At 69.4% G+C, this 25,352-nt stretch carries 21 protein-coding genes and 1 pseudogene; 17 read left to right on the top strand and 5 right to left on the bottom strand.

Annotated features, from left to right (window positions below):
• The first annotated feature begins 39 nt into the window (after positions 1-39).
• The 9 genes and pseudogenes from IE157_RS02875 (at position 40) to IE157_RS12790 (ending at position 13,182) form a co-directional block, all read left to right on the top strand.
• Positions 40-1,122 (top strand): fatty acid desaturase family protein, encoded by a 1,083-nt coding sequence (locus IE157_RS02875; protein ID WP_193519046.1) that lies wholly within the window; start codon positions 40-42, stop codon positions 1,120-1,122.
• Between the two features lie 331 nt (positions 1,123-1,453).
• A complete protein-coding gene (locus IE157_RS02880) occupies positions 1,454-2,275 on the top strand; it encodes a thioesterase family protein (RefSeq protein ID WP_193519047.1) in 822 nt (273 codons plus the stop codon).
• A 200-nt stretch (positions 2,276-2,475) separates the two neighbouring features.
• Entirely contained in the window at positions 2,476-2,802 is a 327-nt protein-coding gene (locus IE157_RS02885) for a 2Fe-2S iron-sulfur cluster-binding protein (protein ID WP_085106094.1), read from the top strand.
• A 124-nt stretch (positions 2,803-2,926) separates the two neighbouring features.
• Positions 2,927-5,803, top strand: a complete 2,877-nt coding sequence (locus IE157_RS02890; RefSeq protein ID WP_193519048.1) for an FAD-binding and (Fe-S)-binding domain-containing protein — start codon at positions 2,927-2,929, stop codon at positions 5,801-5,803.
• 12 nt (positions 5,804-5,815) lie between these two features.
• Positions 5,816-6,637, top strand: a complete 822-nt coding sequence (locus IE157_RS02895) for a DUF4232 domain-containing protein (protein WP_193519049.1) — start codon at positions 5,816-5,818, stop codon at positions 6,635-6,637.
• Positions 6,627-11,627 (top strand): Lhr family ATP-dependent helicase, encoded by a 5,001-nt coding sequence (locus tag IE157_RS02900; protein ID WP_193519050.1) that lies wholly within the window; start codon positions 6,627-6,629, stop codon positions 11,625-11,627. The genes IE157_RS02895 and IE157_RS02900 overlap by 11 nt, the downstream gene beginning before the upstream one ends.
• A gap of 24 nt (positions 11,628-11,651) precedes the next feature.
• Positions 11,652-11,855 carry a hypothetical protein gene (locus IE157_RS02905; protein WP_064846562.1) on the top strand — a complete coding sequence of 68 codons (204 nt, stop codon included), beginning with the start codon at positions 11,652-11,654 and terminating at the stop codon, positions 11,853-11,855.
• A gap of 256 nt (positions 11,856-12,111) precedes the next feature.
• Positions 12,112-12,288, top strand: a pseudogene (locus IE157_RS12785) (DNA-formamidopyrimidine glycosylase family protein); the annotation flags it as partial.
• Between the two features lie 240 nt (positions 12,289-12,528).
• Complete coding sequence (locus IE157_RS12790) at positions 12,529-13,182, top strand: Fpg/Nei family DNA glycosylase (RefSeq protein ID WP_318281330.1); 654 nt, start codon at positions 12,529-12,531, stop codon at positions 13,180-13,182.
• Between the two features lie 111 nt (positions 13,183-13,293).
• On the opposite strand, the gene IE157_RS02915 is transcribed toward IE157_RS12790, so the two are convergent.
• The gene (locus IE157_RS02915; protein WP_193519052.1) at positions 13,294-14,322 is read right to left on the bottom strand and encodes a CAP domain-containing protein; all 1,029 of its coding nucleotides are present in this window, start codon (positions 14,320-14,322) and stop codon (positions 13,294-13,296) included.
• A 274-nt stretch (positions 14,323-14,596) separates the two neighbouring features.
• Positions 14,597-15,583, bottom strand: coding sequence for a pseudouridine synthase (locus tag IE157_RS02920; RefSeq protein ID WP_318281274.1), 987 nt, complete (start codon positions 15,581-15,583; stop codon positions 14,597-14,599).
• 74 nt (positions 15,584-15,657) lie between these two features.
• Here IE157_RS02920 and idi point away from each other — a divergent pair, with 74 nt between their 5' ends.
• Positions 15,658-16,200 (top strand): isopentenyl-diphosphate Delta-isomerase, encoded by a 543-nt coding sequence (idi, locus tag IE157_RS02925; protein WP_167318023.1) that lies wholly within the window; start codon positions 15,658-15,660, stop codon positions 16,198-16,200.
• Here idi and IE157_RS02930 read toward each other — a convergent pair.
• Positions 16,180-17,193, bottom strand: coding sequence for a HEPN domain-containing protein (locus tag IE157_RS02930; protein ID WP_193519053.1), 1,014 nt, complete (start codon positions 17,191-17,193; stop codon positions 16,180-16,182). The two genes, idi and IE157_RS02930, sit on opposite strands and share 21 nt — an antisense overlap.
• Positions 17,194-17,775: 582 nt before the next feature.
• On the opposite strand from IE157_RS02930, the gene IE157_RS02935 reads away from it, so the two are divergent.
• Together IE157_RS02935 and IE157_RS02940 are read left to right on the top strand one after the other, a co-directional pair.
• Positions 17,776-18,954 (top strand): glycoside hydrolase family 76 protein, encoded by a 1,179-nt coding sequence (locus tag IE157_RS02935; RefSeq protein ID WP_193519054.1) that lies wholly within the window; start codon positions 17,776-17,778, stop codon positions 18,952-18,954.
• Between the two features lie 62 nt (positions 18,955-19,016).
• A complete protein-coding gene (locus tag IE157_RS02940) occupies positions 19,017-19,559 on the top strand; it encodes an NUDIX hydrolase family protein (RefSeq protein ID WP_085108758.1) in 543 nt (180 codons plus the stop codon).
• A 26-nt stretch (positions 19,560-19,585) separates the two neighbouring features.
• Here the strand turns inward: IE157_RS02940 and IE157_RS02945 are convergent, their stop codons facing one another.
• Positions 19,586-19,822 (bottom strand): hypothetical protein, encoded by a 237-nt coding sequence (locus IE157_RS02945; RefSeq protein WP_193519055.1) that lies wholly within the window; start codon positions 19,820-19,822, stop codon positions 19,586-19,588.
• 212 nt (positions 19,823-20,034) lie between these two features.
• Here IE157_RS02945 and tgt point away from each other — a divergent pair, with 212 nt between their 5' ends.
• Positions 20,035-21,345: a tRNA guanosine(34) transglycosylase Tgt gene (gene tgt / locus IE157_RS02950; protein ID WP_144997130.1), complete on the top strand. Its 1,311-nt coding sequence runs from the start codon at positions 20,035-20,037 to the stop codon at positions 21,343-21,345.
• Positions 21,342-22,202, top strand: a complete 861-nt coding sequence (locus IE157_RS02955) for an MBL fold metallo-hydrolase (protein ID WP_193519056.1) — start codon at positions 21,342-21,344, stop codon at positions 22,200-22,202. Before tgt ends, IE157_RS02955 begins: the two co-directional genes overlap by 4 nt.
• A 64-nt stretch (positions 22,203-22,266) precedes the next feature.
• Here the strand turns inward: IE157_RS02955 and IE157_RS02960 are convergent, their stop codons facing one another.
• The gene (locus tag IE157_RS02960) at positions 22,267-23,013 is read right to left on the bottom strand and encodes a queuosine precursor transporter (protein ID WP_404820555.1); all 747 of its coding nucleotides are present in this window, start codon (positions 23,011-23,013) and stop codon (positions 22,267-22,269) included.
• A 121-nt stretch (positions 23,014-23,134) separates the two neighbouring features.
• Here IE157_RS02960 and IE157_RS02965 point away from each other — a divergent pair, with 121 nt between their 5' ends.
• The 3 genes from IE157_RS02965 (at position 23,135) to IE157_RS02975 (ending at position 25,226) form a co-directional block, all read left to right on the top strand.
• Positions 23,135-23,962, top strand: a complete 828-nt coding sequence (locus IE157_RS02965; RefSeq protein WP_098053503.1) for a hydroxymethylpyrimidine/phosphomethylpyrimidine kinase — start codon at positions 23,135-23,137, stop codon at positions 23,960-23,962.
• Positions 23,963-24,113: 151 nt separating this feature from the next.
• A complete protein-coding gene (locus IE157_RS02970; protein WP_193519057.1) occupies positions 24,114-24,779 on the top strand; it encodes a TetR/AcrR family transcriptional regulator in 666 nt (221 codons plus the stop codon).
• A gap of 153 nt (positions 24,780-24,932) precedes the next feature.
• Positions 24,933-25,226 (top strand): type II toxin-antitoxin system VapB family antitoxin, encoded by a 294-nt coding sequence (locus tag IE157_RS02975; protein WP_098053504.1) that lies wholly within the window; start codon positions 24,933-24,935, stop codon positions 25,224-25,226.
• Positions 25,227-25,352: the final 126 nt, after the last annotated feature.

Below are 25,352 nucleotides of genomic sequence, written 5' to 3' on the forward strand. Positions count from 1 at the left end.
CACCGGTGAGCTGCACCGTGAACCCGGTCCCGTCCAGACGTGCGTGACCCGACCCGCTCCCCACGCCGCGATCCGCTGCGCCTCACGGAGGCCGAGCTCGCGGAACTCGCGGCCGATTTCGACGCCGTGCGGGACGAGGTCTTCTCCCGCCGCGGCCAGTCCGACGCCCAGTACATCCGCCGCGTGGTGGTACTGCAGCGCAGCCTGGAGATGACGGGGCGGGCCTGTCTGCTCTTCTCCCGTCACAAACCCCTGTGGTGGGCCGGTGTGGGGTGCCTGAGTGTGGGCAAGATCCTGAATAACATGGAGATCGGCCACAACGTGCTCCACGGGCAGTGGGACTGGATGAACGACAAGGAGATCCACTCGACCACGTGGGAGTGGGACTTCGTGGCGCCGTCGGCGGGCTGGCAGCGCACCCACAACGAGACGCACCACACGTGGACCAACGTGCTCGGCAAGGATCGGGACGTGGGGTACAACGTGCTGCGCATGGACCCCGATCAGCCATGGAAGCCCGTGAACCTGCTGAACCCGGTGATCAACCTGGGCCTGGCACCGGCATTCGAGTGGGGCATCGCGATCTACGACATCGAACTGGACCAGTTCCTGGCCGGCAAGAAGTCCGGGCGGGCCACGTTCGAGGACTTCAAGCGCGTGATGAAGAAGCTGGGCCGCCAGTCCGCCAAGGACTTCGTGGTCTCTCCGCTGCTGGCGTCCCTCACGGGTTCGGGGAAGGCGTCGCTTAAGGGGTTCCTGGCGGCGAACGTGATCCGCAACGTCTGGGCGCACACGGTCATCTTCTGCGGCCACTTCCCGGACGGCGCGGAGACCTTCACGGAGGAGGACGTGCGCGACGAGACTCGGGGGCACTGGTACCGCCGCCAGGCCATGGGCTCGGCGAACATCGACGGTTCACGCCTCATGCACTTCACGAGTGGGCACCTCTCCTTCCAGATCGAACACCACCTCTTTCCGGACATGCCGTCCAACCACCTGGCGCGCATCGCACCCCGCGTGCGGGAGATCTGCCGTAAGTACGGCATCCGCTACACCTCCGGCCCCCTGCCCCGGCAGGTCTTCCAGGCGTGGCGCAAGGTGTGCCGGCTCGCGCTGCCCTGACGACGCCGCCACTCTCGGCCCCGGCGCTCGCATCTACCGGCTCCGAATTCCCAGTGGAGTAGAAGCAGCTCGGGGTGCCCGGATTCTGCTTTTACTCCACGGGAGCAGCCACCCGCTGGGAGGGCCGGGCGGGCGGTTGCCGGGCGGGTGCGCGGGTCGTGAGCCCGCGGGTGGGCGGGCAACTCGTCCTGCCCGGCACGCGTCGCAAGTCCGATAGGTGTTCCCGCGACGCTCCCCTAGGGTGTATTCCGGCACACACTCGCACCGCGGGCGGCCATGTTCCAGGAACCGGACGCGGCCCCGCCCGCGGTCAGGACAGGCAGGAGCACGCATGAGTACCGAAGGAGCTTCCGGGCACCTGGGCGCCAACGGCGAGGACGTCCCGGACGCCCACTACGTGCGCACGAGCGATCACGGTTTCCGCACCACGGTGTACACGCAGGGAGCGTGGAGCCCCCTGGAACAGCACATGGCGGCGTCGTCCGGCCTGCTGGTACACGAGATCGAACGCAACCACCCGCGGGAGGACGTGCTGCCGGTGCGTTTCTCCTTCGACATTCTGGGGGTCATCCCCGGTGGTGAGATCGAGGTGCACACGCGCGTGCTGCGCCCGGGCAGAACCATCGAGTTGGTCGAGGCGACCATGAGCGCCGGTGGGCGGGACTGCATCCGGTTGAGCCTGTGGCGGCTGAAGACCTCGGACACCCAGGACGTGGCCGGCGGGGAGATCGAGCCCCTGACCCCCGTGGAGCAGTGCGAGCCGGTCAATATGTCCGAGGCGTGGGGCGGCGGGTTCATCAGCTCCGTCGAGGCACGTACCGCCCGGCGGCCCCGACCCGGCAACGGCGCGGGCTGGCTGCGGATCACCAAGTCGGTGGTCGAGGGCGAGGAGTCCTCCCCCACCGCCCGGTTCATCAGCTCGGTCGACGCCGCCAACGGGATCGCTCCGCGCGCGGAGATCGGACCGTGGGCGTTCCCCAATGTGGACCTGAGCATCCACATGTTCCGCGCCCCGGTGTCCTCGTGGGTGGGACTCGACACCCGGGTGGAGTTCGGCGGGGACGGCGTGGGCCTGACTCATTCGGAGCTGTTCGACGAGCGCGGTCCGATCGGTCGGGTGGCCCAGGCGCTGACCCTGCGCCGGGCGAGCTGAGAAGCCGGTGGCCCGCCAGGACTTGGGTGGGCCGGAACCGCCCGGCTCCGCCGGGGGTTGAGCAGGGGCCGGGCGGGTGCGGGTCTCATCACACTTCGCCACGCGATGTCCCCGGAGTTGACGCCCGATCATAGAATGGCCGCTAGTTCCCAGTAATCCGCAACATCCGGACGGGGTAGAACCCCAGGAGGTCCAGCCGCGTGAGCAGCATCCTGATCAATGTGACCAACCGCGAGGGCGAGCGCACCGAGGGCGTCGAGTGGAAGGACTACGAGACGCTCATGGAGTGCCTCACCCGCCACAAGTTCCCGATCCTCGCCACGTGCGGCGGCAACGCCTCGTGCTCCACGTGCCACTCGTACCTGGACCAGGACACGTTCGTGAAGACGGGCGGGACCAACGAGGAGGAGGAGGACCTCCTGGAGATGCTGGACGACACCCGCCACGACAACTCCCGGCTCACGTGCCAGGTGGAGTGGTCCGAGGACCTCGCGGGCGCGGAGATCACGATCGCCCCCGAGTGGTGATCGTCCGCCGCTGACGCGGTGGCAGCACGACACCGCCGCCCCGGCCCGGCGGTGTCGTCACCGGCGGCCTCATGACCGGCGACACGAGTTGGTAGCGCGGCGCCGCGTGGGTGAAAGTTAGAGCATGACTGCTCTCCGGGATGACCTCACCACACGCGCCGCTTACGTCTCGGACGCCTCGATCTATCGCCGGCTGCCGGCGGCGGTCGCGGAACCGCGCTCGGTCGAGGAGATCCGTGAGCTGTTGGCCACGGCCCGGGAGAACGGCTGGCCTGTGATCTCCCGCGGTGGTGGCACCTCCGTGGCGGGCAATGCGATCGGTGACGGGTTGGTCATCGACACCTCCCGGTACTTCAACCGCATCCTGGAGATCGATCCGCACGTCCGCACCGCCACGATCGAACCCGGTGTGATCTGCGATCAGTTGCGGGACGCCGCGAGCGAGTTCGGCCTGACCTACGGACCGGACCCCTCCACGCATTCGCGGGCCACCGTGGGCGGGATGGTCGCCAACAACGCGTGCGGTTCCCACTCGGTCGCGTGGGGTACGAGTGCGCAGAACCTCGTCTCGCTCACGGTCATGCTCGCCGACGGGCGCGAGGTCACCCTGGACGCGGGCGGCACCTCGGACGCCGCACTGGATTCCCAGCTCACCCAGTTGCGGGACCGACACCTGGCCATGCTGCGCACCGAACTGGGCCAGTTCCCCCGCCAGGTCTCTGGGTACGGACTGCACTACCTGTTGAGCGAGAACGGTTTCGACGTGGCCAAGGCGTTCGCCGGGACCGAGGGCACGTGCGGGATCATCACCCGGCTCACCGTGAAACTCGTGGCCAAGCCGCGCTTCACAGCGCTCGCGGTACTGGGTTTCACGGACGCGATCGCGGCGGCCACCGCGGCCCCGAAGTTCCGCGTCCGGGGCGTCACCACGATCGAGGGCATGGGCTCGGACCTGCTGGACGCCCTGCGCACCCGCCCCGGTCAGGAGAACGCGGGCCGTGAGCTCCCGGAGGGCGGCGGCTGGCTCTACTGCGAGGTGGGCGCGGACACCCAGGAGGCCGCGTTCGAGGCCGCCCGGGCACTGCCGGGACTCGTCGAGGAGACCGTGGTGGATTCCGTGGTCGTGGGCGACCCCGCCGAGGCCCGCGCCCTGTGGCGCATCCGCGAGGCCGGTGCGGGGATCGTGACCCGCTTGCCGGACGGCGGCGAGGCGTGGCCCGGGTGGGAGGACTCCGCCGTGCCCCCGCAGCACCTGGGCGCCTACCTCAAGGACCTCTACGCGCTGCTGGACGAGATGGACCTGCGCGGTATCCCGTTCGGCCACTTCGGCGAGGGCTGTGTGCACATTCGGATCTCCTTCGATTTCAACACGGACGAGGGCGTGGCCCACTACCGCCGGTTCATCGAGCGGGCCGCGGAACTCGTGCACCGCTACGGCGGCTCGGTCTCCGGGGAGCACGGGGACGGCCGTGCCCGCTCGGAGCTGCTCAGTACCATCTACTCCGACGAGGCACGCGGCGCCTTCGCCCGATTCAAGCGGATCTTCGATCCCGACAATTTGTTCAACCCCGGGGTCGTGGTGGATCCCGAACCCCTCGACCGGGGCATCCGCCCGGGTCCCGGCGCGCGCACGTTCGAGCTGACCCCGGTCCACGCGTTCTCCGCGGACGACGGCTCGTTCGGCCAGGCCATCAACCGCTGCGTGGGCGTGGGCGCATGCCGCTCGGACTCGGGTGCCATGTGCCCGTCCTTCCACGCGACCCACGACGAGGTGCACTCGACCCGCGGGCGCATGCGGTCCCTCGCCGAGATGCTGCGCGGCGAGCACATCACGGACGGGTGGAAGTCCAAGGAGACCTACGAGGCCCTGGACCTGTGCCTCTCGTGCAAGGCGTGCGCCACGGAGTGCCCCGTGAACGTGGACATGGCCACCTACAAGGCCGAGTTCTTGCACCACCACTTCCGCCAGGGCCTGGGCTCGTTCGTCGGCAAGGACCGCCGGCCCATGGCGCACCTGACCATGGGGTGGATGCCGTGGCTCATGAAGCTCGTGACCAGGGTCCCCGGTTCGCTGCGCGCGGTGAACTTCCTGGAACGCTTCCGTCCCATCGAGGAACTGACCAAGAAGCTCGGCGGCATCGAACCGAAGCGGCGGATGATCCGCTTCAACGACACCCCGCTCACGTCGTGGTTCAAGACCCGCACCCCACAGGGCGCGGTGGCGCGCGGAGGCGGCCGCGCGGCGTCGTCGGCGGAGAAACCGTCCGTGGTGCTGTGGCCGGACACGTTCACGAACTTCTCCGCGGACGGGCCCGGCAAGGCCGCCGTGGCGGTGCTAGAGGCCATGGGCTACCGCGTGCTCATGCCCATGGGAAACGTGTGCTGCGGACTCACGTGGCACTCCACCGGGCAGTTGGACATGACCCGCCGGACCCTGCTGCAGACCCTGGACGTGATGGAGCCGCTGCTCGAGGCTGGCTACCCGATCATCGGGCTGGAACCGTCTTGCACGGTGATGCTCCAGCACGACATCACCGAGCTGCTCCCGGATGACCCGCGCGCCCACAAGGTCCGGGCCCTCACGGTGACGCTCGGTGAGTTCAGTGCGCGCCACGCCGAGGACGGCGGGGACTGGCCGTTCGACACGCTCGAGACCCACGCGGGACCGGGCACCGCGGTGTGCCAGGTGCACTGCCACGAGAAGGCCCAGGGCGACTTCACGCCGGAACTACGCGTGCTCGAGAAGCTCGGGGTGGACGCCGCCGTGGTGGGCGGTGGCTGCTGCGGTCTCGCCGGGAACTGGGGCTTCGAACCAGGTCACCACGAGATCTCCCAGACCCTCGGGGAACGCAACCTGTTCCCCGCGATCCGTGCCGCGGGGCCCGGTTCGATCGTGCTCGCGGACGGTTTCTCGTGCCGCACGCAGATCGCCCAGGGCACCGACGCGGAAGGAGTCCACCTGGCACAGGTGATGTATGCCGCATTACGCGCGGAAAAGTAGCACACTGTTGCCATGAGGAGTCACTTGCCCGCCCCCCGGGGCACCCACACCGCCACCCGTCCGTTGCTCGCGGCCACCGCGCTGAGCGCTCTCATGGTCCTCTCGGCCTGCGGTTCCTCGGACGGCGCCTCGTCCGAGGAGCAGAACACCGCACCCGCCGGCGCCTCCGTCTCCGCGAGCGCCACGGCGTCCCCGAGCGCCTCGTCCATGTCCCCGAGCCCGTCGGCCAGCCGGTCCGCGAGCCCGTCCGCGAGCGCCGAGGCCACGGAAGCCACAAACGCCGCGGCGTCCGGTGGACAGGAGGGGCAGGCCGCGGAGTCGGCGCAGCCGTCCGCCGAGCCCGATCGCCTCGCGTCCGCTCCCGAACTGGGCATGCCCACTGCGAGCCCGTTCGACCAGGCGAAGGCGGATGCCCAGCGCGCCGGCGGCACGTGCAGTGCCGGGCAGCTCTCCGGATCGCTCACGCCGCAGCAGGGTGCGGCGGGTTCGGTCATTGCGTCCCTCACGCTCACCAACAACGGCTCCGCACCGTGCACCCTGAGCGGCTACCCGGGTGTGTCCTTCGTGGACGCGAACGGTGCTCCCGTGGGTGCGCCGGCCTCCCGGGACGCCTCGGGTGCGGGCACCGTGACCCTACAGCCCGGCGCGTCCGCGAGCGCCGGGGTGCGGATCACCCAGCCCGGTGTGATCGGTCAGGTGTGCAACCCGCACCAGGCCGCGGGCGTGCGCGTGTACCCGCCGGACAGCTACGAGTCGCTCGTGGTGCCCTACTCGGGTCAGGCGTGCGGCAACCCCAAGGTCTCCCAGTTGCAGGTCAAGGGTTTTGGGTCCTGACCCCGTCCTGAACCTTTTCTCCCCCGCGACCGCGCAGTGGTTCGACGCCGCGTTCAGCGGGCCCACGGCGGCCCAGCGCGGCGCGTGGGAGGCCATCTCGGCGGGCCGCCACGCTCTCGTGGTGGCCCCCACCGGTTCCGGTAAGACGCTCGCGGCGTTCCTGTGGTCGATCGACCGCTTGCTGACCGACAAGAAGGCGGACGGGTCCGACGACGCGGAGGACCGCACCTCGGTGCTCTACATCTCCCCGCTCAAGGCCCTGGGCGTGGACGTGGAACGCAACCTGCGCGCACCGCTGATCGGGATCACCCAGGCCGCCAAGGCCGCCGGCGGGGAGCCCCCGGAGATCTCGGTGGGTGTGCGCTCAGGTGACACCCCGCAGGCGATCCGCCGCGCCCTGTTGGCGCATCCCCCGGACGTGCTCATCACGACCCCGGAATCGCTGTACCTCATGCTCACGTCCAAGGCGCGGGAGACCCTGCGCCACGTGAACACCGTGATCATCGACGAGGTGCACGCGGTGGCCGGGACCAAACGCGGGGCGCACCTGGCGGTGAGCCTCGAACGCCTCGACGACCTCCTGGAACGTCCCGCGCAACGGATTGGGCTCTCCGCGACCGTGGAACCCGTGGACACCGTGGCCGGGTTCCTGGGCGGCTCCCAGCCCGTGGACGTGGTGCGCCCGCCGTCCGAGAAGGACTGGGACCTCACGGTGTCCGTGCCCATCCCGGACATGACCGTGTTGGGCGGGGCGGCGGCGTCGCCGTCGTCCGGGGACCTGGACGGCAACCTGGAGGCGTCCGACTACCAGGCCACCGCGTCCATCTGGCCCCACGTGGAGGAACGGATCGTGGACCTCGTGGAGGCGCACCGTTCCACAATCGTGTTCGCGAACTCGCGTGGCCTCTCGGAGAAACTCACTGCGCGACTCAACGAGATCCACGAGTTCCGGCTCGCCAACGCCACGGAAGAGAGCCCCACGGATTTGGACGGTGGCGATCCCGTGGCGCTGGGTGATGCGCTCTCCGACCTCCTGGACGGCGCCGCCGCGCAGGCCGACGACGCCGCGCGCAGCGAGGGCGCGGTCAGCACTTCTCGGGCCCGCGACTCCGCCCCCGCGGACATCCCCCGCCAGCACAACCGCCACGAGGGCGCGTCCCCGGTGCTCGCGCGCGCCCACCACGGCTCGGTGTCCAAGGACCAGCGCGGTCTGATCGAGGAGGACCTGAAGACCGGGCGGTTGCGGTGCGTGGTGGCCACCTCCTCCCTGGAGCTCGGGATCGACATGGGCCACGTGGACCTGGTGATCCAGATTGAGTCCCCGCCTTCGGCGGCGTCCGGTTTGCAGCGCGTGGGCCGCGCGGGCCACCAGGTGGGCGAGGTCTCGATCGGGCGGATCTACCCCAAGCACCGCGGGGACGTGCGGGACGCAGCGGTGATCGCTGAGCAGATGCTCGCGGGGCACCTGGAACCGCTGTCCGTGCCCACCAACCCCCTGGACATTCTGGCCCAGCAGACGGTCTCGGCGGTTGCCGCGGAGGACGTGGACGTGGAGAGCTGGTACGACACCCTGCGCCGCAGCGCCCCGTTCCGTTCGCTGCCGCGCTCCGCGTACGACGCCGTGCTGGACCTGCTCGCCGGGCGGTACCCCTCCGACGAGTTCGCCCAGTTGCGGCCCCGGCTGGTGTGGGACCGCGAGACCGGGACCCTGCAGGCCCGCCCCGGTGCCCTGCGGCTCGCAGTCACGAGCGGTGGCACCATCCCGGACCGTGGTCTGTTTCCCGTGTTCCTCGTGGGCGAGCAGGACAGCAAGTCCCCCAAGCGCGTGGGTGAGCTGGACGAGGAGATGGTCTACGAGTCCCGCGTGGGGGACATCATCGCCCTGGGTGCCTCGAGTTGGCGCATCGAGGAGATCACGCACAACCGGGTGGTCGTGGCCCCGGCCCCGGGCGTGCCCGGCAAGCTCCCGTTCTGGCACGGGGACGGTCTGGGCCGGCCCGTGGAGCTGGGCCGTGCCACGGGTCGGTTCACCCGTGAACTCGCCGGTGCCCAGGACACCGAGGCACGCGAGCGCCTGGCCGCCTCCGGCTTGGACGAATGGGCCCGGGACAACCTCATGGCCTACCTCTCCGAACAGCGGGAGGCCACGGAACACGTCCCGGACGATCGCACGCTCGTGGTCGAGCGGTTCCGGGACGAACTCGGGGACTGGCGCGTGGTGTTGCACAGCCCGTTCGGCACCCCCGTGCACGGCCCGTGGGCGCTCGCGGTGCGCGCCCGGTTGGACGAGCGCTGGGGTCTGGATGCCAGTGTCCAGGCCGCGGACGACGGCATCGTGCTGCGCGTCCCCGCCACGGACGAGGAACCGCCCGGGGCGGAGCTGTTCCTCTTCGACCCGGACGAGCTCGAGCGCACCGTAACCGAGGAGGTGGGCGGCTCGGCGCTGTTCGCGTCCCGGTTCCGGGAGAACGCCGCGCGTGCCCTGCTGCTGCCGCGGGCGGATCCCGGTAAGCGCACGCCCCTGTGGCAGCAGCGTCAGCGCTCCGCCCAGTTGCTGGACGTAGCCCGCAAGTACCCGCAGTTCCCGGTGATCCTCGAGACCGTGCGCGAATGCCTGCAGGACGTGTACGACGTCCCCGCGCTGCTGCAATTGCAGCGCGATCTGGCCGGGCGCAAACTGCGCATGGTCGAGACCACCACGGACACCCCCTCCCCCTTCGCGCGCACCCTGCTGTTCGGGTACGTGGCCCAGTTCCTGTATGAGGGCGATTCGCCCCTGGCCGAGCGCAAGGCCGCGGCCCTGTCTCTGGACCCCTCCCTGCTCAACGAGCTGCTCGGTCGCGCCGAGCTGCGCGAGCTGCTGGATCTCGAGGTCATCGAGACCACGGTCCTGCAGTTGCAGCGCCTCGCGCCGGACCGTCGGTTGCGCGGCGTGGAGGGCGCGGCGGACCTCCTGCGCCTGCTCGGTCCCATGACGGCCGACGACGCCGCAGTGCGCTTGCGCGCGGAAGGCACCGCAGCGGCGTCGCCCCCCGCGCAGAGCGCGCCGGAGACCCCCGATGCCCCGGAAACCGACGACACCGAGGATGTCGACGCGGCCGAGGACGTGGCCCCCGAGTACCAACCCATCAGCGCGGACGCCGCCCGCGAGCTGCTGGACGCCCTGGTGTCCACGAACCGGGCGATCGTCCTGCGCGTGGGCGGGCGCGAGGTCTACTGCGCGGTGGAGGACGCCGCGCGGATGCGGGACGCCCTGGGCCAGCCCTTGCCCATGGGTGTGCCCCTGGCGTTCCTGGAACCGGTCGCGGATCCCGTGGGGGACCTCGTGTCCCGGTACGCGCGCACCCACGGTCCGTTCAGCGTGGCGGAGGCCGCGCAGGCCCTGAGCCTGGGGCCCGCCGTGGTCGAGACCGCGCTGCGCTCGCTCGCCAAGCAGCGGCGCGTGAGCGAGGGGGCGTTCCGCCCGAGTGGGGACCCCGCGGCGTCGAAGTCGGAATGGTGCGACGTGGAGGTGCTGCGGACCCTGCGCCGCCGTTCCCTGGCCGCCCTGCGCGCGGACGTGGAACCCGTGGACCCGCAGGTATACGCCACCTTCCTGCCCGCGTGGCAGCACGCCGTCCCGGGGCACCAGTTGCGCGGGTTGGACGGGGTGCTCACGGTGATCGACCAGTTGGCCGGGGTGCCCGTGCCCGCGTCCGCGTGGGAACCGCTCGTGCTCGCGCAGCGCGTGGTGGACTACCGGCCCGCGATGCTGGACGAGCTCATGGCCGCGGGCGAGGTGCTCTTCTCGGGCGCGGGGTCCCTGGGCGGTGAGGACGGGTGGGTCGCGTTCCACCTGGCCGAGTCCGCGGAGCTGTCCCTGCCGCCCGTGCCGCAGCTCGAGGCCGCCGCCGAGGCCCTGGACTCCACGCTGGAACGTGAACTGCTCGCCGTGCTGCGGGCCGGTGGGGCGTACTTCGCGTGGCAGCTCATCCAGCCGCTCGCCGAGGCGGGCGTGTCCGTGGACATGGCCCAGCTGCGCACTGCGCTGTGGAACCTGCTGTGGGCGGGGCTCATCACCAATGACACCTACGCCCCGGTGCGCGCACTCGTCTCGGGCGGGCACTCCGCGCACAAGACGCCCAAGCGCCCGGGCCGTTCCCGTACGGCCGGGCGGCGCGGCGCCGCGCGGTTGCGGGCCGCGTCCCGCGGCCCCGGCGGTGTGGATCCGGCGGCGTCCGCGTCCGGCGACGGCGCTCGCGTCGTTCGCGCCGCGGGGGGCGGTGAGGACCGTGTCACGGCCGGGCGCTGGTCCGTGCTGCGCCCCGAACCGCTCAACCCCACCGTGCGGGCGCAGGCCCAAGCGGAGCTGTTGCTGGACCGCTACGGCATCCTCACGCGCGGTCCCGTGGCGGTGGAGGACGTCCCCGGCGGGTTCTCCACCGTCTACAAGGTCCTGCGCGCCCTCGAGGACGCGGGCCGCGCGCGGCGCGGGTACTTCATCGATGGCCTCGGCGCCGCCCAGTTCACGCAACCCGCGACGGTTGACGTGCTGCGCAGTTTCACGGACGACGACGCCGCTCGCAAGGCCGAACCCCGCGTCCTCGCCCTCGCGGCCACGGACCCCGCCAACCCCTACGGTGCCGCGCTGGACTGGCCGGAAGCGGTGGCTCTCGAATCCAGCACCAAGCACCGCCCGGGGCGCAAGGCCGGTGCCGTGGTGGTGCTCGTGGACGGGGCGCTGATCCTCTACCTGGAACGTGGCGGGAAGACCGCGCTCGCGTTCGTGTCAGACCCGGCCCTGCTGCGCCTCGCGGCGGAGGCCGTGGCCGAGCTCGTGCAGCGCAGGGCCATGGACTCGCTCGTGGTCGAGAAGGTCAACGGCGACTCGGTGCTCTCCTCCGAGGACCTCGTGACCGCGGTCCGGGACGGTCTGCTGGCGGGCGGCTTCTACCAGACCCCGCGCAGCGTGCGGATGCGGGCTCCCGTGGGCGGGGGCAGGTCCGGCTGATACCACTTTGATACCTTGAGGGGCATGGCGATGACTTTGCGGCTGACCGAGGACGACGAACTCGCTCTCGCCGCCCTGGCCGAAGCGGACGGCATCAGCCGTCAGGAAGCCACGATCCGAGCCATCCACGAAGTTGCGGCCCGGAGAGGTCACGAGCGGCAGGTGACCGAAGCGTCGGCGCGTGCACGTGCACGCTATGCCGATGTGTTGGACCGGCTCGGGCGGTGACGCGGTACCTCACGACCGAGGACCTACTCGTGGTGATCAACGATCTCGGAGTCGGCCCATTGCGCGATGTGGGGTTGCTGGAGGCCACGGCGAGTGGCCGAGCCGATCTCCATGATGTCGCCGCAATGCTGCGACGGTGGCACTGACGCCACAGCTGCGAACTGCCGCCGAGCCCACTCCCGTTCGACACTGAACACCCCACCCTACCTAGGAGGCCCAGGTGCCTGAAGGTGATTCCGTCTACCGCCAGTGCAAGATGCTGCGCGAGGCGCTGGAGGGGTCCGTGATCGTGAGCTCGAACTTCCGGGTGCCCTCACTCGCCACATCGGACGTGTCCGGGCGCACGGTCGTGGCCGTGGTGCCGCGGGGGAAGCACATCCTCATCCGACTCTCCCAGGCCCCCGATGCGGCCGAGCTGAAATCCGGGGCCGAGCCCCTCACCCTACATTCCCACCTCATGATGGACGGCACGTGGCGAGTCTTCGACCGGGAACCGGCGGGGGGCGCCACAACCGGCTCCGGCGGGGAACCACAAGCGGCACGCAGCAAAGGTGATGCTCCGGCCGGAAGCGGGCGAGCGGCGTCGTCGTCACGAGCAAGGAACGGAATGCGCACGAGCCGACCCGGGGCGAGTCCCTACCGACCGCGGGGGCAGGCCCGGCGGGGCGGCAGCGTGCGTTCACGCGCAGAAGCGAGGACCCGGCTCAGCGCGGACGTGTCCATCGGGCAGGGCTCGCACACCATTCGCGCGATCCTGCGCACCGAGGACGTGGAAGCCGTGGGTTTCGACGTCAAGGACGTCCGACTGGTGCCTACCCGCCTGGAGGACGAGCAACTCGTGGGGTACCTGGGCCCGGACATCCTCGGACCGGACTGGGACCTGGAGAGGGCCCTCGAGCGGCTGGGTGCGCAACCCGACCGGGCGATCGGCACCGCGCTCATGGATCAGCGCAACCTCGCGGGGATCGGCAACGTGTACCGCGTGGAGGTGCTGTTCATGTCGCGCACCAACCCATGGGTCACGGTCGGCTCCCTGCCGGAGGGCAAGCTGCGCGAGATCGTGACGCTCGCGCACAAGCTGCTGCACCTGAACAAGGACCGCTCGATGCGCTCGACCGTGGGGCAGGCACCGCAGGGTCGCCCCCTGTTCTGGGCGTACGGCAAGGACGGTCAGCCGTGTCGCCGGTGCGGCGCGGTGCTGCGGCGCGGAGAGATCGACGACGCTCTGCTCACCGTCCCCGCGCCGGACGGCACCACGACGGCGCCGGGCACCGCAGTGCAGCACCTGCGCAAGATCGTGTGGTGCCCGCGCTGCCAGAGCGAGTGACGGGCTGACGAAAAAGGGGATCGGCTGCGGGGTGCGCCCGGGCCTGTCAGGACCGGAACGCACCCCGTGCGCGCGCCGTCGGCGAATCCGGACGTTCCGGTTCGTGGTGCGTCAGCGGGTGACCCAGGTCTTGCCCGTGACCGAGGACCAATGGACGGTGTAGCCCTTGGAGAAGCGCTGGCGCATCTCGGAGCCCACGCGGTATTCCTCGGTGGTGGGGTAGCCCCACCCGCGCTCGAAGCCGGCTGCCTTCCAGCGCTTACCGATCGCGCCGGTCTCCTTGATCACGTGCGCGCCGGAGGACGGGGACCACATGAACTTGTACTGGGCGCCGCCCGCGGTCCTGAAGTTCTGGTAGACGCCGCCGTTGACCAGGCCGCCGCGTTCGTTCATGGTCGGGTAGCCGAACTTGGCGGCCCCACCCAGTGCTTGGTACCGGCTCTTGATGCCGCCCTTGACGGTGTAGGCCGGGGGTGCCACGCGCTTCGCGGCCACGGGGGCCACGGTGTCGGCCTGCGGGCGCGGCGCTGCCGCGGTGACCGTGCGGGTGACGTCCGAGGGACCGCTGCCGGCAGGGTATCCGTAGGAATCCACGGTGCCCACCAGGCGCCAACCCTCGCCCGTGCCGGACAACCGGCCGTCCACGTAGGTCAGTCCGATCCCCACGACCTGCATCCGGGGGTCCGTGAGGACCTTGTTGTGCGCATGGGAGCCCTTCCACCAGTTCATGAGGTCGGGAACCGAGTTCTGCCACGACAGTGCGTGGATCTCCCCCGCCGCGTTGTACCCGGCGGCCCGGCGGTCCGTGAGGAACAGGTTGCTGTGGTCGATGACCTCTTCCTTGACCAGTCGGTCGGACTGGCTCTGGGCAATGCCGGACAGCGACTTGGAGTACTTCACCGGGGCCAAGCCCTTGGATGCCCGGTGTTGGTTGATCAGGTTCAGGAGCTTCTGGGCGTCCGCCGCCCGCGTGCTGCTGGACACGGACACGATGTCGGAGGGCGCGGCCTGCGCGGGGGTGCCGGTGAACAGGCCCCCGCTCAGGATCATGAGAGCCGCAGTGATGGTCGCGGCCAGGTTCGAGAAGGCTCGTCGGGTCGGGGAGTACCCGTCGATGGCAGGAATGCGGTGATGTGACATGGGGACCATTTCGTCGTTGGGCGCACGCGCCCGCACCTCCGTGGCATGACACCACGAGGGTGTGACAGACGTACGCGCTGTGGGGGGACAGCTCGTGGTGGCATGTGCCAACCGACTCGGGGCTGCGTGTACGACAACCCCTGTACGGGCCCGATGAGGGGGGAAGACCCGCTGATAAGGGTACCCCGGGGTAGCCGGGTTTTGGTGTGTTACATCACACTCGGTCGGAACGTTTCGGCATCCTTCGACAGATGTTCAACTTTGCCCTTGCAGGTCAATGTGTCAGAAGTTCGCTGGGCGCCCCGGATCGACGAGCCGTATGGGCGCTGGATGACAGACGTGAGCTCACGGTGATCGTCTCACCCGTCATGGGATGGGTGAAGGTCAGGGAGCGGGCGATCAACTGCATGGGGTTGTCCGGATCCTCCACGTCGAAATCGTCCAGCGGTACCGGGTACAACTTGTCCCCGCGTAATGGGAGGCCCAACGAGTTCATGTGCACCCGGATCTGATGGGTGCGCCCGGTCAGCGGAGCGATCTCGTAGCAACCCCACTGCCCCGCGTCATCGGTGAAGCGTTCGAGCAGGCGGATGTCCGTGACGGCGTTGACGTCTCCCGGTTCCTCGAAGGCCTGCACGACTCCCTGGATCTTGCGGATCCGGGACTCCACGCGCACCGGCTCCTTCCCCACCCGATCATTGACGCGGGCCACGGCCCAATAGGTCTTGGTCACCGTGCGCTCCTGGAACATGCGGTGGAACACCCCGCGGTCCGCCGCGTGCTTGCTCAGCAGCAGCACCCCGCCCGTGGAGCGGTCCAGCCGGTGCACAGCGGAGATCTCGTCGTTGTGGAACTGGCACCGCGCAGCCACCACCACGGAGCGGCGGACGTTCTCGCCCTTCGGGGTGCTGCACAGCCCGTGCGGTTTGTCCACCGCCAGGATCCATTCGTCCTCGTACAGCACGTCGAGGGTGATGGGCACGGCGTCGTCGTCCGGGACCGGGCGGTGGAACCATACCGAGGCCCCCGCTTCGTAAGGGGTGGCCGGGGTGACGACGGCGCCGTCGTCCCCGCGGACACGACCAGCGGCGACCTCGTGGGCGAACCACGCGGCGTCGTCCGGGAAACGCTGCTGGACGTAGTCCGCGGCCGTGGTCGGGAGACCGTCCAGAGCCCGCAAGACCGGGTCCGGGGAACCCGGGCCGGGCATCCGGACCCGCGCGGGCCCCACGCCGCGCACCGTGGGTAGCGGAGGGTTCACGCGTCGTCTCACTGCGTGCCCGATCCGGCGGTTACCATGGCCTGGAACCTAACACATGACCGTGAGGCGGCCTCGTGAGCGAGCACACCAGCCCGGAGCGCGTGGTGCTCCTGGACGATCAACACCAACCCACCGGAACGGCCCTGAAATCCACGGTTCACACCGAGGACACCCCCCTGCACCTGGCGTTCTCGTGCCACGTGCTCAACTCCCGCGGCCAGGTCCTGGTGACCCGCCGCGCGCTCGGCAAGCGCACGTGGCCCGGCGTATGGTCCAACAGTTTCTGCGGTCACCCGGGACCGGACGAGTCCTTCGAGGACGCCGTCGCCCGCCGTGCCCAGCAGGAACTCGGCCTGGAGATCCGCAACCTCACCGTGGTGCTGCCCGAGTTCCGATACCGGGCCACGGACGCCTCCGGGATCGTTGAGAATGAGTTCTGCCCGGTGTTCATTGCCGTCGCCGACGACGATCCCCGTCCCGCCGAGTCCGAGGTCGCCGAGTACTCGTGGGCCGCCCCCCACGACCTCGTGGCCGCGGTGGAGAGCGCCCCGTTCGCGTTCAGCCCGTGGCTCGCGGACCAGATCCGCGAACCCGTGCTACGGGAGGCGCTGGGCTGAGGGCCCAGGTTCACCATCCTGGATCGGGTCACCTTTGGCCGTTGTGTGTTGATCGTCCCTCGGGTCATTCGGGGCGTAGAAATCTGGCATCAGTGTTCTTCCCCAGCGCACCAAATTACCTCCACCCTCGGTGAGTGGGATCGACTCCACCAGCTTCTCCGGGGAGCACCCGACATACACGAGGCAACGGGAGGCCACCAAGACGGTCAGCGAGGTAAAAAGCACAAGGTTTTTCCTGAGCTGGGTCTGCTTCTGCAGGCCATGGGCGTAGTTGTTCCGCAGGCTCTTCACTTCTCTCTTCCACAGGTCGTGTGCCCCGGCAGCCGTCCCACAGATTATCGGCACCAGTGGCTGTACATCGTCCAAGATGTCCTGGACACGCTGCTCAAGTGTGGGTTCTCCCAACTGGCTATTGAGGACACGATTTTTCAGGGTGGAGGCTATGAGATCGTCTATTTCCCCTTCATCCTTGGCCCTCGCGATGATGTCCCCGATGGCGCGACGGGCCTTTTTTTGAGCTTTTGTCAGGGCACCGGTTTTCCCAGAGTGAAGCTTGCGGTGTAGCCCCTCCAGCGACATGACCATCGTGGAGAAGTCTGCGTCCACGAACCGTTCGCCATACGTGCCATGAGCTAGAACATTCGCTGTAAGTTCAGGAGCCCGCCCCAGTTCTGGGCGTCGTTCCAGCCAGGCAGCAATGAGCTCGACGCCAGACTCGCCCCTCCGAGCGGCCATGCCGTCATGACGTTGATCGTCTAGGGGATCTTCAACCACCCGACCGTCGACCTCCAACGGCCGCTCGGGCCCTCCGGCGATCCTCACTCGGTACCGGTCGACCACAGCCCGGTTCATGTGCAGCAAGGAGAAGAATTCCTGCCGTTCCTCAGCTTGGTCAGAAGTGCTCTCCAGGGACGCGATCGGAGCTTGCGCCCAGGCCTCCAATCCGCTCAGATGCATGAACAGGCAAAGTGGGGTGATCTGGGTCGATGCCATACACGAGCTCGCGCACCACGCGCCTATTCCACCCGCAAGTGATTACTCCTCGTGCATTTACTGGGGCCATACCGAGCACTCGGCCCCGACGGTCGTCCCTGCCTGCCGGCGATGGCCGCACGCTGCTCTCCGTGCACCCGGTGGGGCCGTCCTTCGAGAACGCCCCCTATGCCCAGACCCGGGCTTTCTACACCAGGATGGGTTTCCTTCCCCTGGAGGAGCACGAGGACCTCGAATGGCCGGGCCCCACGCTCATCCTGGTCCGGGCCTTGCCCGCGACAGGCCAAGGCCACACTGAGAACCAGGACCACACCCAGGGGACATCAGCACCACCAACCAACGGGGCAGGCGGCGTTGGGAGCGAGATGTCGGGGAATCGATGGGGCCCATGAAGCGAGTGTATGGGGAGGTGTTCAGGGATCCGCGCACGCCCCGACGCGAATTCCTGGTGGAGTAAAAGCACCCCACCACGGGGAAAAGCTGCGATAACTCAGAAAAGGCAGCGGGGGCACCGGGCGAGCCGCAGCAGCACCGGGCGATAAACTCCTCACACACCCCACCCGTCCTCCCAGGAGCCCCGCGATGTCCGAATCCCCCGCCCACCGCGCCGCGAAGGCCGCGCACTCCGTGGACTACCTGTTCGGTACGCGGGCGCTGCGCGTGCCGGGCACGTACCTGGGGGCTGTCGCGTTCCCGCGCCCGTGGCGGGGGCCGTGGCACTACTGGTGGCAGGCCCATTTGCTGGACGCGTTCGTGGACGCCGCGGCCCGCGAGCGCCACGCCGGCAACCAGGACACCGCTGAGCTGGCCCGCTCCCGCGCGCATCGGTTGCTGCGGGGCATCGCCGTGCACAGCGGCGGGCGGGTGACCAACAACGTGTTCTTCGACGACATGGCCTGGCTGACCCTCGCCGTGGGGCGCCTGCGTGACGAGGACCTCGCCGCCACGGGCCGCACATCGCGCGCGGTGCAGGACGACGGCGCCGCTCTGGCCACGCGCCTCGCCTCCGGTTGCGACGACACCATGGGCGGCGGTGCGTGGTGGAACACCACGCGGGACTACAAGAACACGGCGTCCACCGCCCCGGTGGCGCTGACATTCCTACGCATGCACCGCACTGCCGAGGCTCGCGCACTGCTCACGTGGTTGTTCGACACCCTCTTCGACGCCGAGCGCGGCGTGTTCCTGGACGGCATCCGCATGGCCGCGGCGGGCTCCGGGAAGGAGATCACGTCCGTGGACCCGCACGTCTACACCTACAACAGCGGCCCGGCCCTCGGTGCGGCCCTCGAGCTCGCGGAGGTCACCGCGGATCCCGCCGAGCACGCACTGTGGCTCGACCGGGCGGCACGGCTCGTCCACGGCGCGGCCCGGGAGTTCACGGTCCCCGGCCCCCACGGTGCACCCGTGTTGCGCGGCCAGGGCGGCGGTGACGCCGGGCTGTTCACGGGCATCCTGGTGCGCTACCTGGGCGAAGCCGCGTCGTCGTCGTTGCTGGACGACGACGCTCGGGCCACCGCCCGCGCGCTCGTCACCGACACCGCGGACGCCCTGTGGGACGGGCGTCGGGAATTCGATCCGAACGAGGACTTCACGGTGCCCGCCGCGGTGCGAACGGTGGGCGAGACGGTCGCGGTGTTCTCCCCCGAACCGGCGCAGCACGCGAACCAGGCGCAGCGGGCCGGCGCCCCGGTGGAACTCAGCACGCAGGTGCAGGCGTGGACCGTACTGGAAGCCGCCGCGCGTTCGGCTGATCGCTGAACTCGGCCGCTGACGCCGCAGATTCCTGGCCCGCGGGGGCGTCACGACGGTAGAAACGAACCATGAGTTCAGTACGCACCCCGGACCCCAACCCTGGCTGGCTCAGCGAGGACGACCTCAATCGTGCCCGCGCGTCCCTGCCGATCGTGTACGTACAGGCCATCCCCGTGCGCCTGGACCCGCTCGGTTGTCTGTCCGAGATCGGGTTGTTGCTCACGCCCAACGACGAGGGCCGCATGGTGCGCACATTCGTCTCGGGACGCGTGATGTACCGCGAGACGGTGCGCGCGGCGCTGCTGCGTCACCTCGAGAAGGACCTGGGACCGCTCGCCATGCCGCAGATGCCGTCCACCACGGTCCCGTTCGCGGTGTCCGAGTTCTTCCCGTCCCCGTCCGAGACCGGGCTGACCGACGACCGGCAGCACGCGGTGGCGCTGAGCTACATCGTCCCCGTGCGCGGTGAGTGCGAGCCCCGTCAGGACGCCCTGCAGTTGTCGTGGATGACCCCGGACGAGGCGCTGTCCACGGATGTCCAGGACGAGTTCGAGGGCGGGCGCGAGGACCTCATCCGTCAGGCGATCGCCCACGCGGGATGGGGCCGCTGAACAGCGGATGATCTGCCCGGAGGGCGTCACGTGCTCCCGTTGGCCGCTTGCCGCATGAGCGGGATCGCCTGGGTGTCCGCCGCGACCATGGCCCAGTAGCTGTGGGACAGCCCGCTGAGGCTGCCCAGGATGCCGGCCACACCCGTGGCCAGGAAAAACCGACCGGCGTGGGCCCACAGCTGTCCCGTGGTCAGCCCGTGATGCTCCGGGACGGGCACCACCGGTTCCGACGCCCCCAGGTTGGACAGCAACACACCGAGCATCCCGCATCTGTGATGAGAACCCCCGCCTGGGTCTGGTGCTTGAACCGCGCGCGGATGAGCTCGTTGCGCGCGTAGATGGAGGTGAAGGCACGGACTGTGGGACCCTGAAGAATTCTGTGACCTGACTCACCGGATTGCGCTCGTTCTTTCGGCATCGGGTGGAGGGGACACCACATTGTCTCTCGCTTTCGCGCAACCGGCACAATGGTGTGGTGTCCAGCACCGAATCCCCCTCCCCGTTCACCTTCCGGCTCCACACGCGCCTGCGTGATTCTCCCGTTCCGCAGCAGCGCATCCGGGACAATGGCGGCCAGTTCCAGGCCCGCACGGGCACCATCACCACGCCGCACGGCCCGATCCGTACCCCGGCGTTCATCCCGGTGGCCACGCAGGCCGCCGTGAAGGCCGTGCTCCCGGAGTCCATGGCTGCGGAGGGCGCCCAGGCGATGCTGGCCAACGCGTACCACCTGTTCCTCGAGCCGGGCGACGACATCCTGGACGCCGCCGGCGGGCTGGGCACCTTCATGAACTGGCCCGGCCCCACGTTCACCGATTCGGGCGGGTTCCAGGTGATGTCCCTGGGTTCGGGGCTCGGCAAGGTCATCGACATGTCCGCGCTCACACCGTCCCCTGGGGGCGCACAGCCCGCCCCCGGGCACAAGCGCATGGCGCGCGTGGACGACGACGGCGTGTGGTTCCGTTCCTACCTCAACGGGGACCTGCACCGGTTCACGCCGGAGGTCTCCATGCGGGTGCAGCACAACATCGGCGCGGACATCATGTTCGCGTTCGACGAGCTCACTACGCTCCACGATTCCCGCGAGTACCAGGAGGACGCCCTGGAACGCACCCGCAAGTGGGCCCTGCGCTGCGTGGCCGAACACTGCCGACTCACCGAGGCCCGCCCGGACAAGCCCTACCAGGCGCTGTTCGGGGTGATCCAGGGCGCCCAGTACGAGGACCTACGGCGCATGGCCTGCCGGGATCTGGCCGAGATGGGCTTCGACGGGTTCGGGATCGGGGGTGCCCTGGAGAAACGTCAGCTGGGGACCATTGTGCGGTGGTGCACGGAAGAACTGCCCGAGGAGACCCCCAAGCACCTGCTGGGCATCTCCGAACCGGACGACATCTTCACCGCGATCGACAACGGCGTGGACACCTTCGACTGCGTCTCCCCCACTCGCGTGGCCCGCTCGTCGGCCGTCTACTCCCCCGATGGCCGGTTCAACCTCACGAACATCCGCTTCAAACGCGACTTCACGCCCATCTCGGACACGTGCCCGTGCTACACGTGCACCCACTACACCCGCGCGTACCTGCGTCACCTGTTCAAGGCCAAGGAGCGCAACGCCGCAACACTCGCGTCCATCCACAACGAGCGCTTCATCCTGGACCTCGTCTCCGGCGCGCGGGACGCCATCGACGCGGGGACGTACTTCGACTACCGTGACGATTTCCTGGCGAGGTACTACGGCGCGCCGTCGACCTCCCCTGTTCCTTCCGAAACGGGAGGCCCGCGATGAGCGACCCCAAGCCCGTGCACGCCACCCCAGGCGTCCTGCGCCGCGTGAGCGCGTGCGCCGGCGTGGTGCTCGCGCCCAATCCCGGGCCCATGACCCTCGACGGCACCAACACGTGGATCCTCTCCGCCCCGGGGGACGGCCCGGAGCACCCGAACTACGGCCACCACCCGTCCGCGCAGGGCCGGGGCGAGTGGCCCGGACCGGACGTCGTCGTCGTGGATCCCGGACCCCTGGACGAGGCGCACCTGCAGGCGGTCGCGGCGACCGGGACCGTGGTGCTGATCCTCGTGACGCACCGCCACGGGGATCACACGGACGGCATCGACCGACTCCACGAGATCACCGGTGCGCCCGTGCGTGCGGCCCTGCCCGAGTTCTGCCGGGACAGCGGCGAGCCCCTGCGGGACGGCGACTGCATCCTGGCCGCGGGCGTGAGCATCCGCGTGCTGGCCACCCCCGGGCACACCTCCGACTCCGTGTGCTTCCGGTTGCCCCACGACGAGCCGGAGACGGTCATCACCGGGGACACCGTGCTGGGGCGCGGTTCCACCATGATCGACCACCCGGACGGTTCCCTGGGCGACTATCTGCGCTCCCTCGAACTGCTCGGGCAACGCTCGGGCGCCACGGTGCTACCTGCTCACGGCGCACCCCTGCCGGATCTGCAGGAGGTGTGCGAGGAACTCACGGAGCACCGGCTCGAACGCCTGGATAAGGTGCGGGAGATCGTCGCCGGACTCGGCCGCGACGCGAGCGTCGAGGCGATCACGGACGCCGTCTACGCCGACGTCCCCCCCGGGGTACGGCGCGCCGCGGAGCGCTCCATCGCCGCGCAGCTCGCCTACCTGGGGTACTGACCCGGGGGCACCTCGCCTACGTGGGCTCCCGAGCCGGGGGCACGACGACGCCGCTCGCGCCCCGCTACCGCGCGTTCGCCTCCTCGAGGGCGCGCGTGTCGTAGCCGGGTTCGCGGCGCTTGATCCAGCCGATCACCGCGTACGTGACCGGCATGATCAAGACCTCCACGAGGACCTTGTAGACATAGCCCACCAGGACGTAGTTGAAGAACGCGGACCACGAGTCGATCCCGATGATGGGAGCGGCGATCGAGCAGAAGATCACGGTGTCCACGAGTTCGCCCACCATGGTGGAGGAGATCAGCCGCGCCCACAGGTGCTTCTCCCTGGTGCGTTCCTTGACCTTGACCATCACGTATGCGTTGAGCAGCTGACCCACCAGGTAACCCAGCAGGGAACCCGCCACGATCAGCGGGACCGGGCCCAGCACCGTCTCGAACGCGCTCTGGTTCTCGTAGAAGGGCGCCGGCGGCAGGATGATCACGATCCAGAACACCAGGGAGGAGAACGCCCCGAAGAAGAAGGACGTGATGATCGCCTTGCGTGCGGCCCGGAAACCGTAGACCTCGGAGACCACGTCCCCCAGCACGTAGGCCAGTGGGAACAGGAAGAACCCGCCGTCCGTGATGATGGGGCCGAACTGCACGCCCTTGGTCGCGCCGATGTTGGAGAGCACCAGGATCACGCAGTACGCGGCCAGGATCACGTCGAAGTACGTCCGGGGGCGGCGCGCGAAGAGGGACTGCCGTTCGCCCTGCGCGAGCGCGGCGGTGCGGGAGGAGGAAGTGTGGGGCGGGGTGGCGTCAGACACGGGTGTCCTTGGGATGTACGGAAGGGTCAGGGACGTCGTCTGCCACCCGGCGTCGAGCCCAGTGTAATGGGGTGGTGCGCCGAGTCGCGGGCACGTCCCGTGCGGGAGCACAATAGCGTGCATGAGCGAAACCACACGTAACCAACCGCCCGTTGCCATGACCGTCGCGGGCTCCGAGGCCACCGGCGGCGCCGGGGCGCTCGCGGACATCAAGACCTTCACGTCCCTGGGAGTCTTCGGATCGCTCGCGCTGACGTGCATCGTGGCGTTCGATCCCGAGAACGACTGGGGCCACCGCCTCACGCCCGTGGACCAGCAGACCCTGGCGAACCAGCTGCAGACCATTTCCGCGGCGTACGACCTGGACGCCGTGAAGATCGGCATGCTGGGTTCACCGGACACGATCCACACGGTCGCCACGGCCATGAAGGACCTCGCGCCCCGCCACCTGGTGCTGGACCCGGTGCTGATCTGCAAGGGCCAGGAACCGGGCGCCGCGCTCGACACCGATCAGGCGCTCAAGGCACAGATGCTGCCCCTGGCCACGTTCGTGACCCCCAACCACTTCGAGTCCCTGTCCCTATCCGGGATGGAGGAGATCAACGACGTGGAGGACCTCAAGGAGGCGGCCCAGCGCATCCACGACTCCTCCGGGGCCACCGTGCTCGCGAAGGGTGGCGTGCGGCTCTCCGGCCCGGACGCCGTGGACGTGTTCTACGACGGCTCCACGCTTGAGGTGCTGTCCGAACCCAAGGTGGGCGAGGTCCCGGTCTCGGGCGCCGGCTGCTCGTTGGCCGCGGCCGTCACCGCAGAGCTGGCCAAGGGCGCCTCCCCGCTCCAGGCCGCCCGCACCGCCAAGAGTTTCGTCTCCGCCGGCATCCGGCACCGGCTGGGATCCCACCTGCCGTTCGACTCCCTGTGGCAGGGCGGGCTCGCTGCCGAGGCCTGACCGAACACCGGCGACGAAGTTCCTGAAAGCCCGCGGGGAATGCCCTGAAGTAAGGGGCATTCCCCGCGGTCATGCGGTGGAATGGGGGAAGAACACACACGGCCCGTCAGTGCCCCGTCCTTTTGCTGACAGAATCAGGTAAGGTGTCGTCATGCCCCGCATCACCGCTTCCAGTAATGCCGCCCAGCGCGAGCGCACGCAGCGTGCCGTTCTCGACGCGTTCGGGGACCTGCTGTACAGCAACGGGCTCACCGATCTGACCATGACCCAGGTGGCCAAGACCGCCGGGGTGGGGCGCACCGCGGTGTACAACTACTTCGCGGACATGGGCGAACTGCTCGTGGCCTACGCCCTGGACAAGACCGAGCGCTTCGTCTCGGACCTGCATCGAGAACTCGCCGCGGTGGAAAACCCCGTAGACCAGTTGGGCGTGTACGTGCGGTTCCAGATCGAGGACCTCAGCCGCCGGCACCTGCCTCCCGGCCAGGCCATGCGCACCGTGTTGTCCCCGGAGGACTTCGCCAAGCTCGGCGAGCACGTGCAGCAACTGCAGTCCCTCCTCGCGTCCATCCTGCAGCGCGCCATGGACGAGGGCTACCTCCCGGAGGGCGACACCGACGAGCTGTCCGACCTGGTCCACGGCTCCCTCACCTCCGCCGCGGATCGCAGCAAGTCGGTGCAGAGCGAGCGCGCCCAGCGCGAACGCACCCTGGCCACGGTCCGGTTCATCCAGCGGGGTCTGGGCGCCCAGTTCGACGCCGACTCCCGCCCCGTGCGCCTGCCCTCGCAGCCGCCCGCGCTGAGCGCGGTCTCCTGATCCCGAGCCCGGCCCCTCCGTCGGGTCCGGTCGACTTGTCCAGACGCCTGCCGCCTGCTGCAGCACGGGGAGCCTTCAGCCCGGCCGACGACACCTACCCGCCACGTACGCCCCGGTTCTGCGGACCGGGGCGTACGGCTTTAGGGTGAATCCATGATTTTCAAGGCCGTGGGAGACGATCGCCCCTATCCGGACCACGGTCTGGTCACGCCCTCCGACTGGTCCAAGGTGGCCCCGCAGCAGGTCCGCCTGGGGGATCTGGTGACCACGACCTCCACCCTGAACCTGGCCACCCTCCTGGACTCGGACTGCACCTTCTACGGGGACCTCTTCCCCCACGTGGTGTCCTGGCGGGGAACCCTTTACCTCGAGGACGGTGTGCACCGGGCCCTGCGCACGGCCCTGCACCACCGTTCCGTGATCCACGCGCGGGTCCTGGAGCTCTGACCGCGCCGTCGCACGAGCCTTCGCGGCGCACGTAGCACGGATCACCAAATCTTCACTTTCCCGCCACGACCTGGTCGTTCGGCCTCCCTACCCTCGGGTCATCTCGTTCTGACCTGGAGGTTTGCC

Origin of the sequence: Kocuria marina (genome assembly GCA_014652975.1) — a bacterium.
GTDB lineage: Bacteria > Actinomycetota > Actinomycetes > Actinomycetales > Micrococcaceae > Kocuria > Kocuria marina.

Excerpts from the sequence above, each read along its gene's own strand:
- IE157_RS02880 (WP_193519047.1), top strand. The coding sequence starts at position 1,454 with ATGAGTACCGAAGGAGCTTCCGGGCACCTGGGCGCCAACGGCGAGGAC.
- IE157_RS02890 (WP_193519048.1), top strand. The coding sequence starts at position 2,927 with ATGACTGCTCTCCGGGATGACCTCACCACACGCGCCGCTTACGTCTCG.
- IE157_RS02895 (WP_193519049.1), top strand. The coding sequence starts at position 5,816 with ATGAGGAGTCACTTGCCCGCCCCCCGGGGCACCCACACCGCCACCCGT.
- IE157_RS02905 (WP_064846562.1), top strand. The coding sequence starts at position 11,652 with ATGGCGATGACTTTGCGGCTGACCGAGGACGACGAACTCGCTCTCGCC.
- IE157_RS02915 (WP_193519052.1), bottom strand. The coding sequence starts at position 14,322 with ATGTCACATCACCGCATTCCTGCCATCGACGGGTACTCCCCGACCCGA.
- IE157_RS02930 (WP_193519053.1), bottom strand. The coding sequence starts at position 17,193 with ATGGCATCGACCCAGATCACCCCACTTTGCCTGTTCATGCATCTGAGC.
- IE157_RS02935 (WP_193519054.1), top strand. The coding sequence starts at position 17,776 with ATGTCCGAATCCCCCGCCCACCGCGCCGCGAAGGCCGCGCACTCCGTG.
- IE157_RS02940 (WP_085108758.1), top strand. The coding sequence starts at position 19,017 with ATGAGTTCAGTACGCACCCCGGACCCCAACCCTGGCTGGCTCAGCGAG.
- IE157_RS02945 (WP_193519055.1), bottom strand. The coding sequence starts at position 19,822 with ATGCTCGGTGTGTTGCTGTCCAACCTGGGGGCGTCGGAACCGGTGGTG.
- IE157_RS02955 (WP_193519056.1), top strand. The coding sequence starts at position 21,342 with ATGAGCGACCCCAAGCCCGTGCACGCCACCCCAGGCGTCCTGCGCCGC.
- IE157_RS02965 (WP_098053503.1), top strand. The coding sequence starts at position 23,135 with ATGAGCGAAACCACACGTAACCAACCGCCCGTTGCCATGACCGTCGCG.
- IE157_RS02970 (WP_193519057.1), top strand. The coding sequence starts at position 24,114 with ATGCCCCGCATCACCGCTTCCAGTAATGCCGCCCAGCGCGAGCGCACG.
- IE157_RS02975 (WP_098053504.1), top strand. The coding sequence starts at position 24,933 with ATGATTTTCAAGGCCGTGGGAGACGATCGCCCCTATCCGGACCACGGT.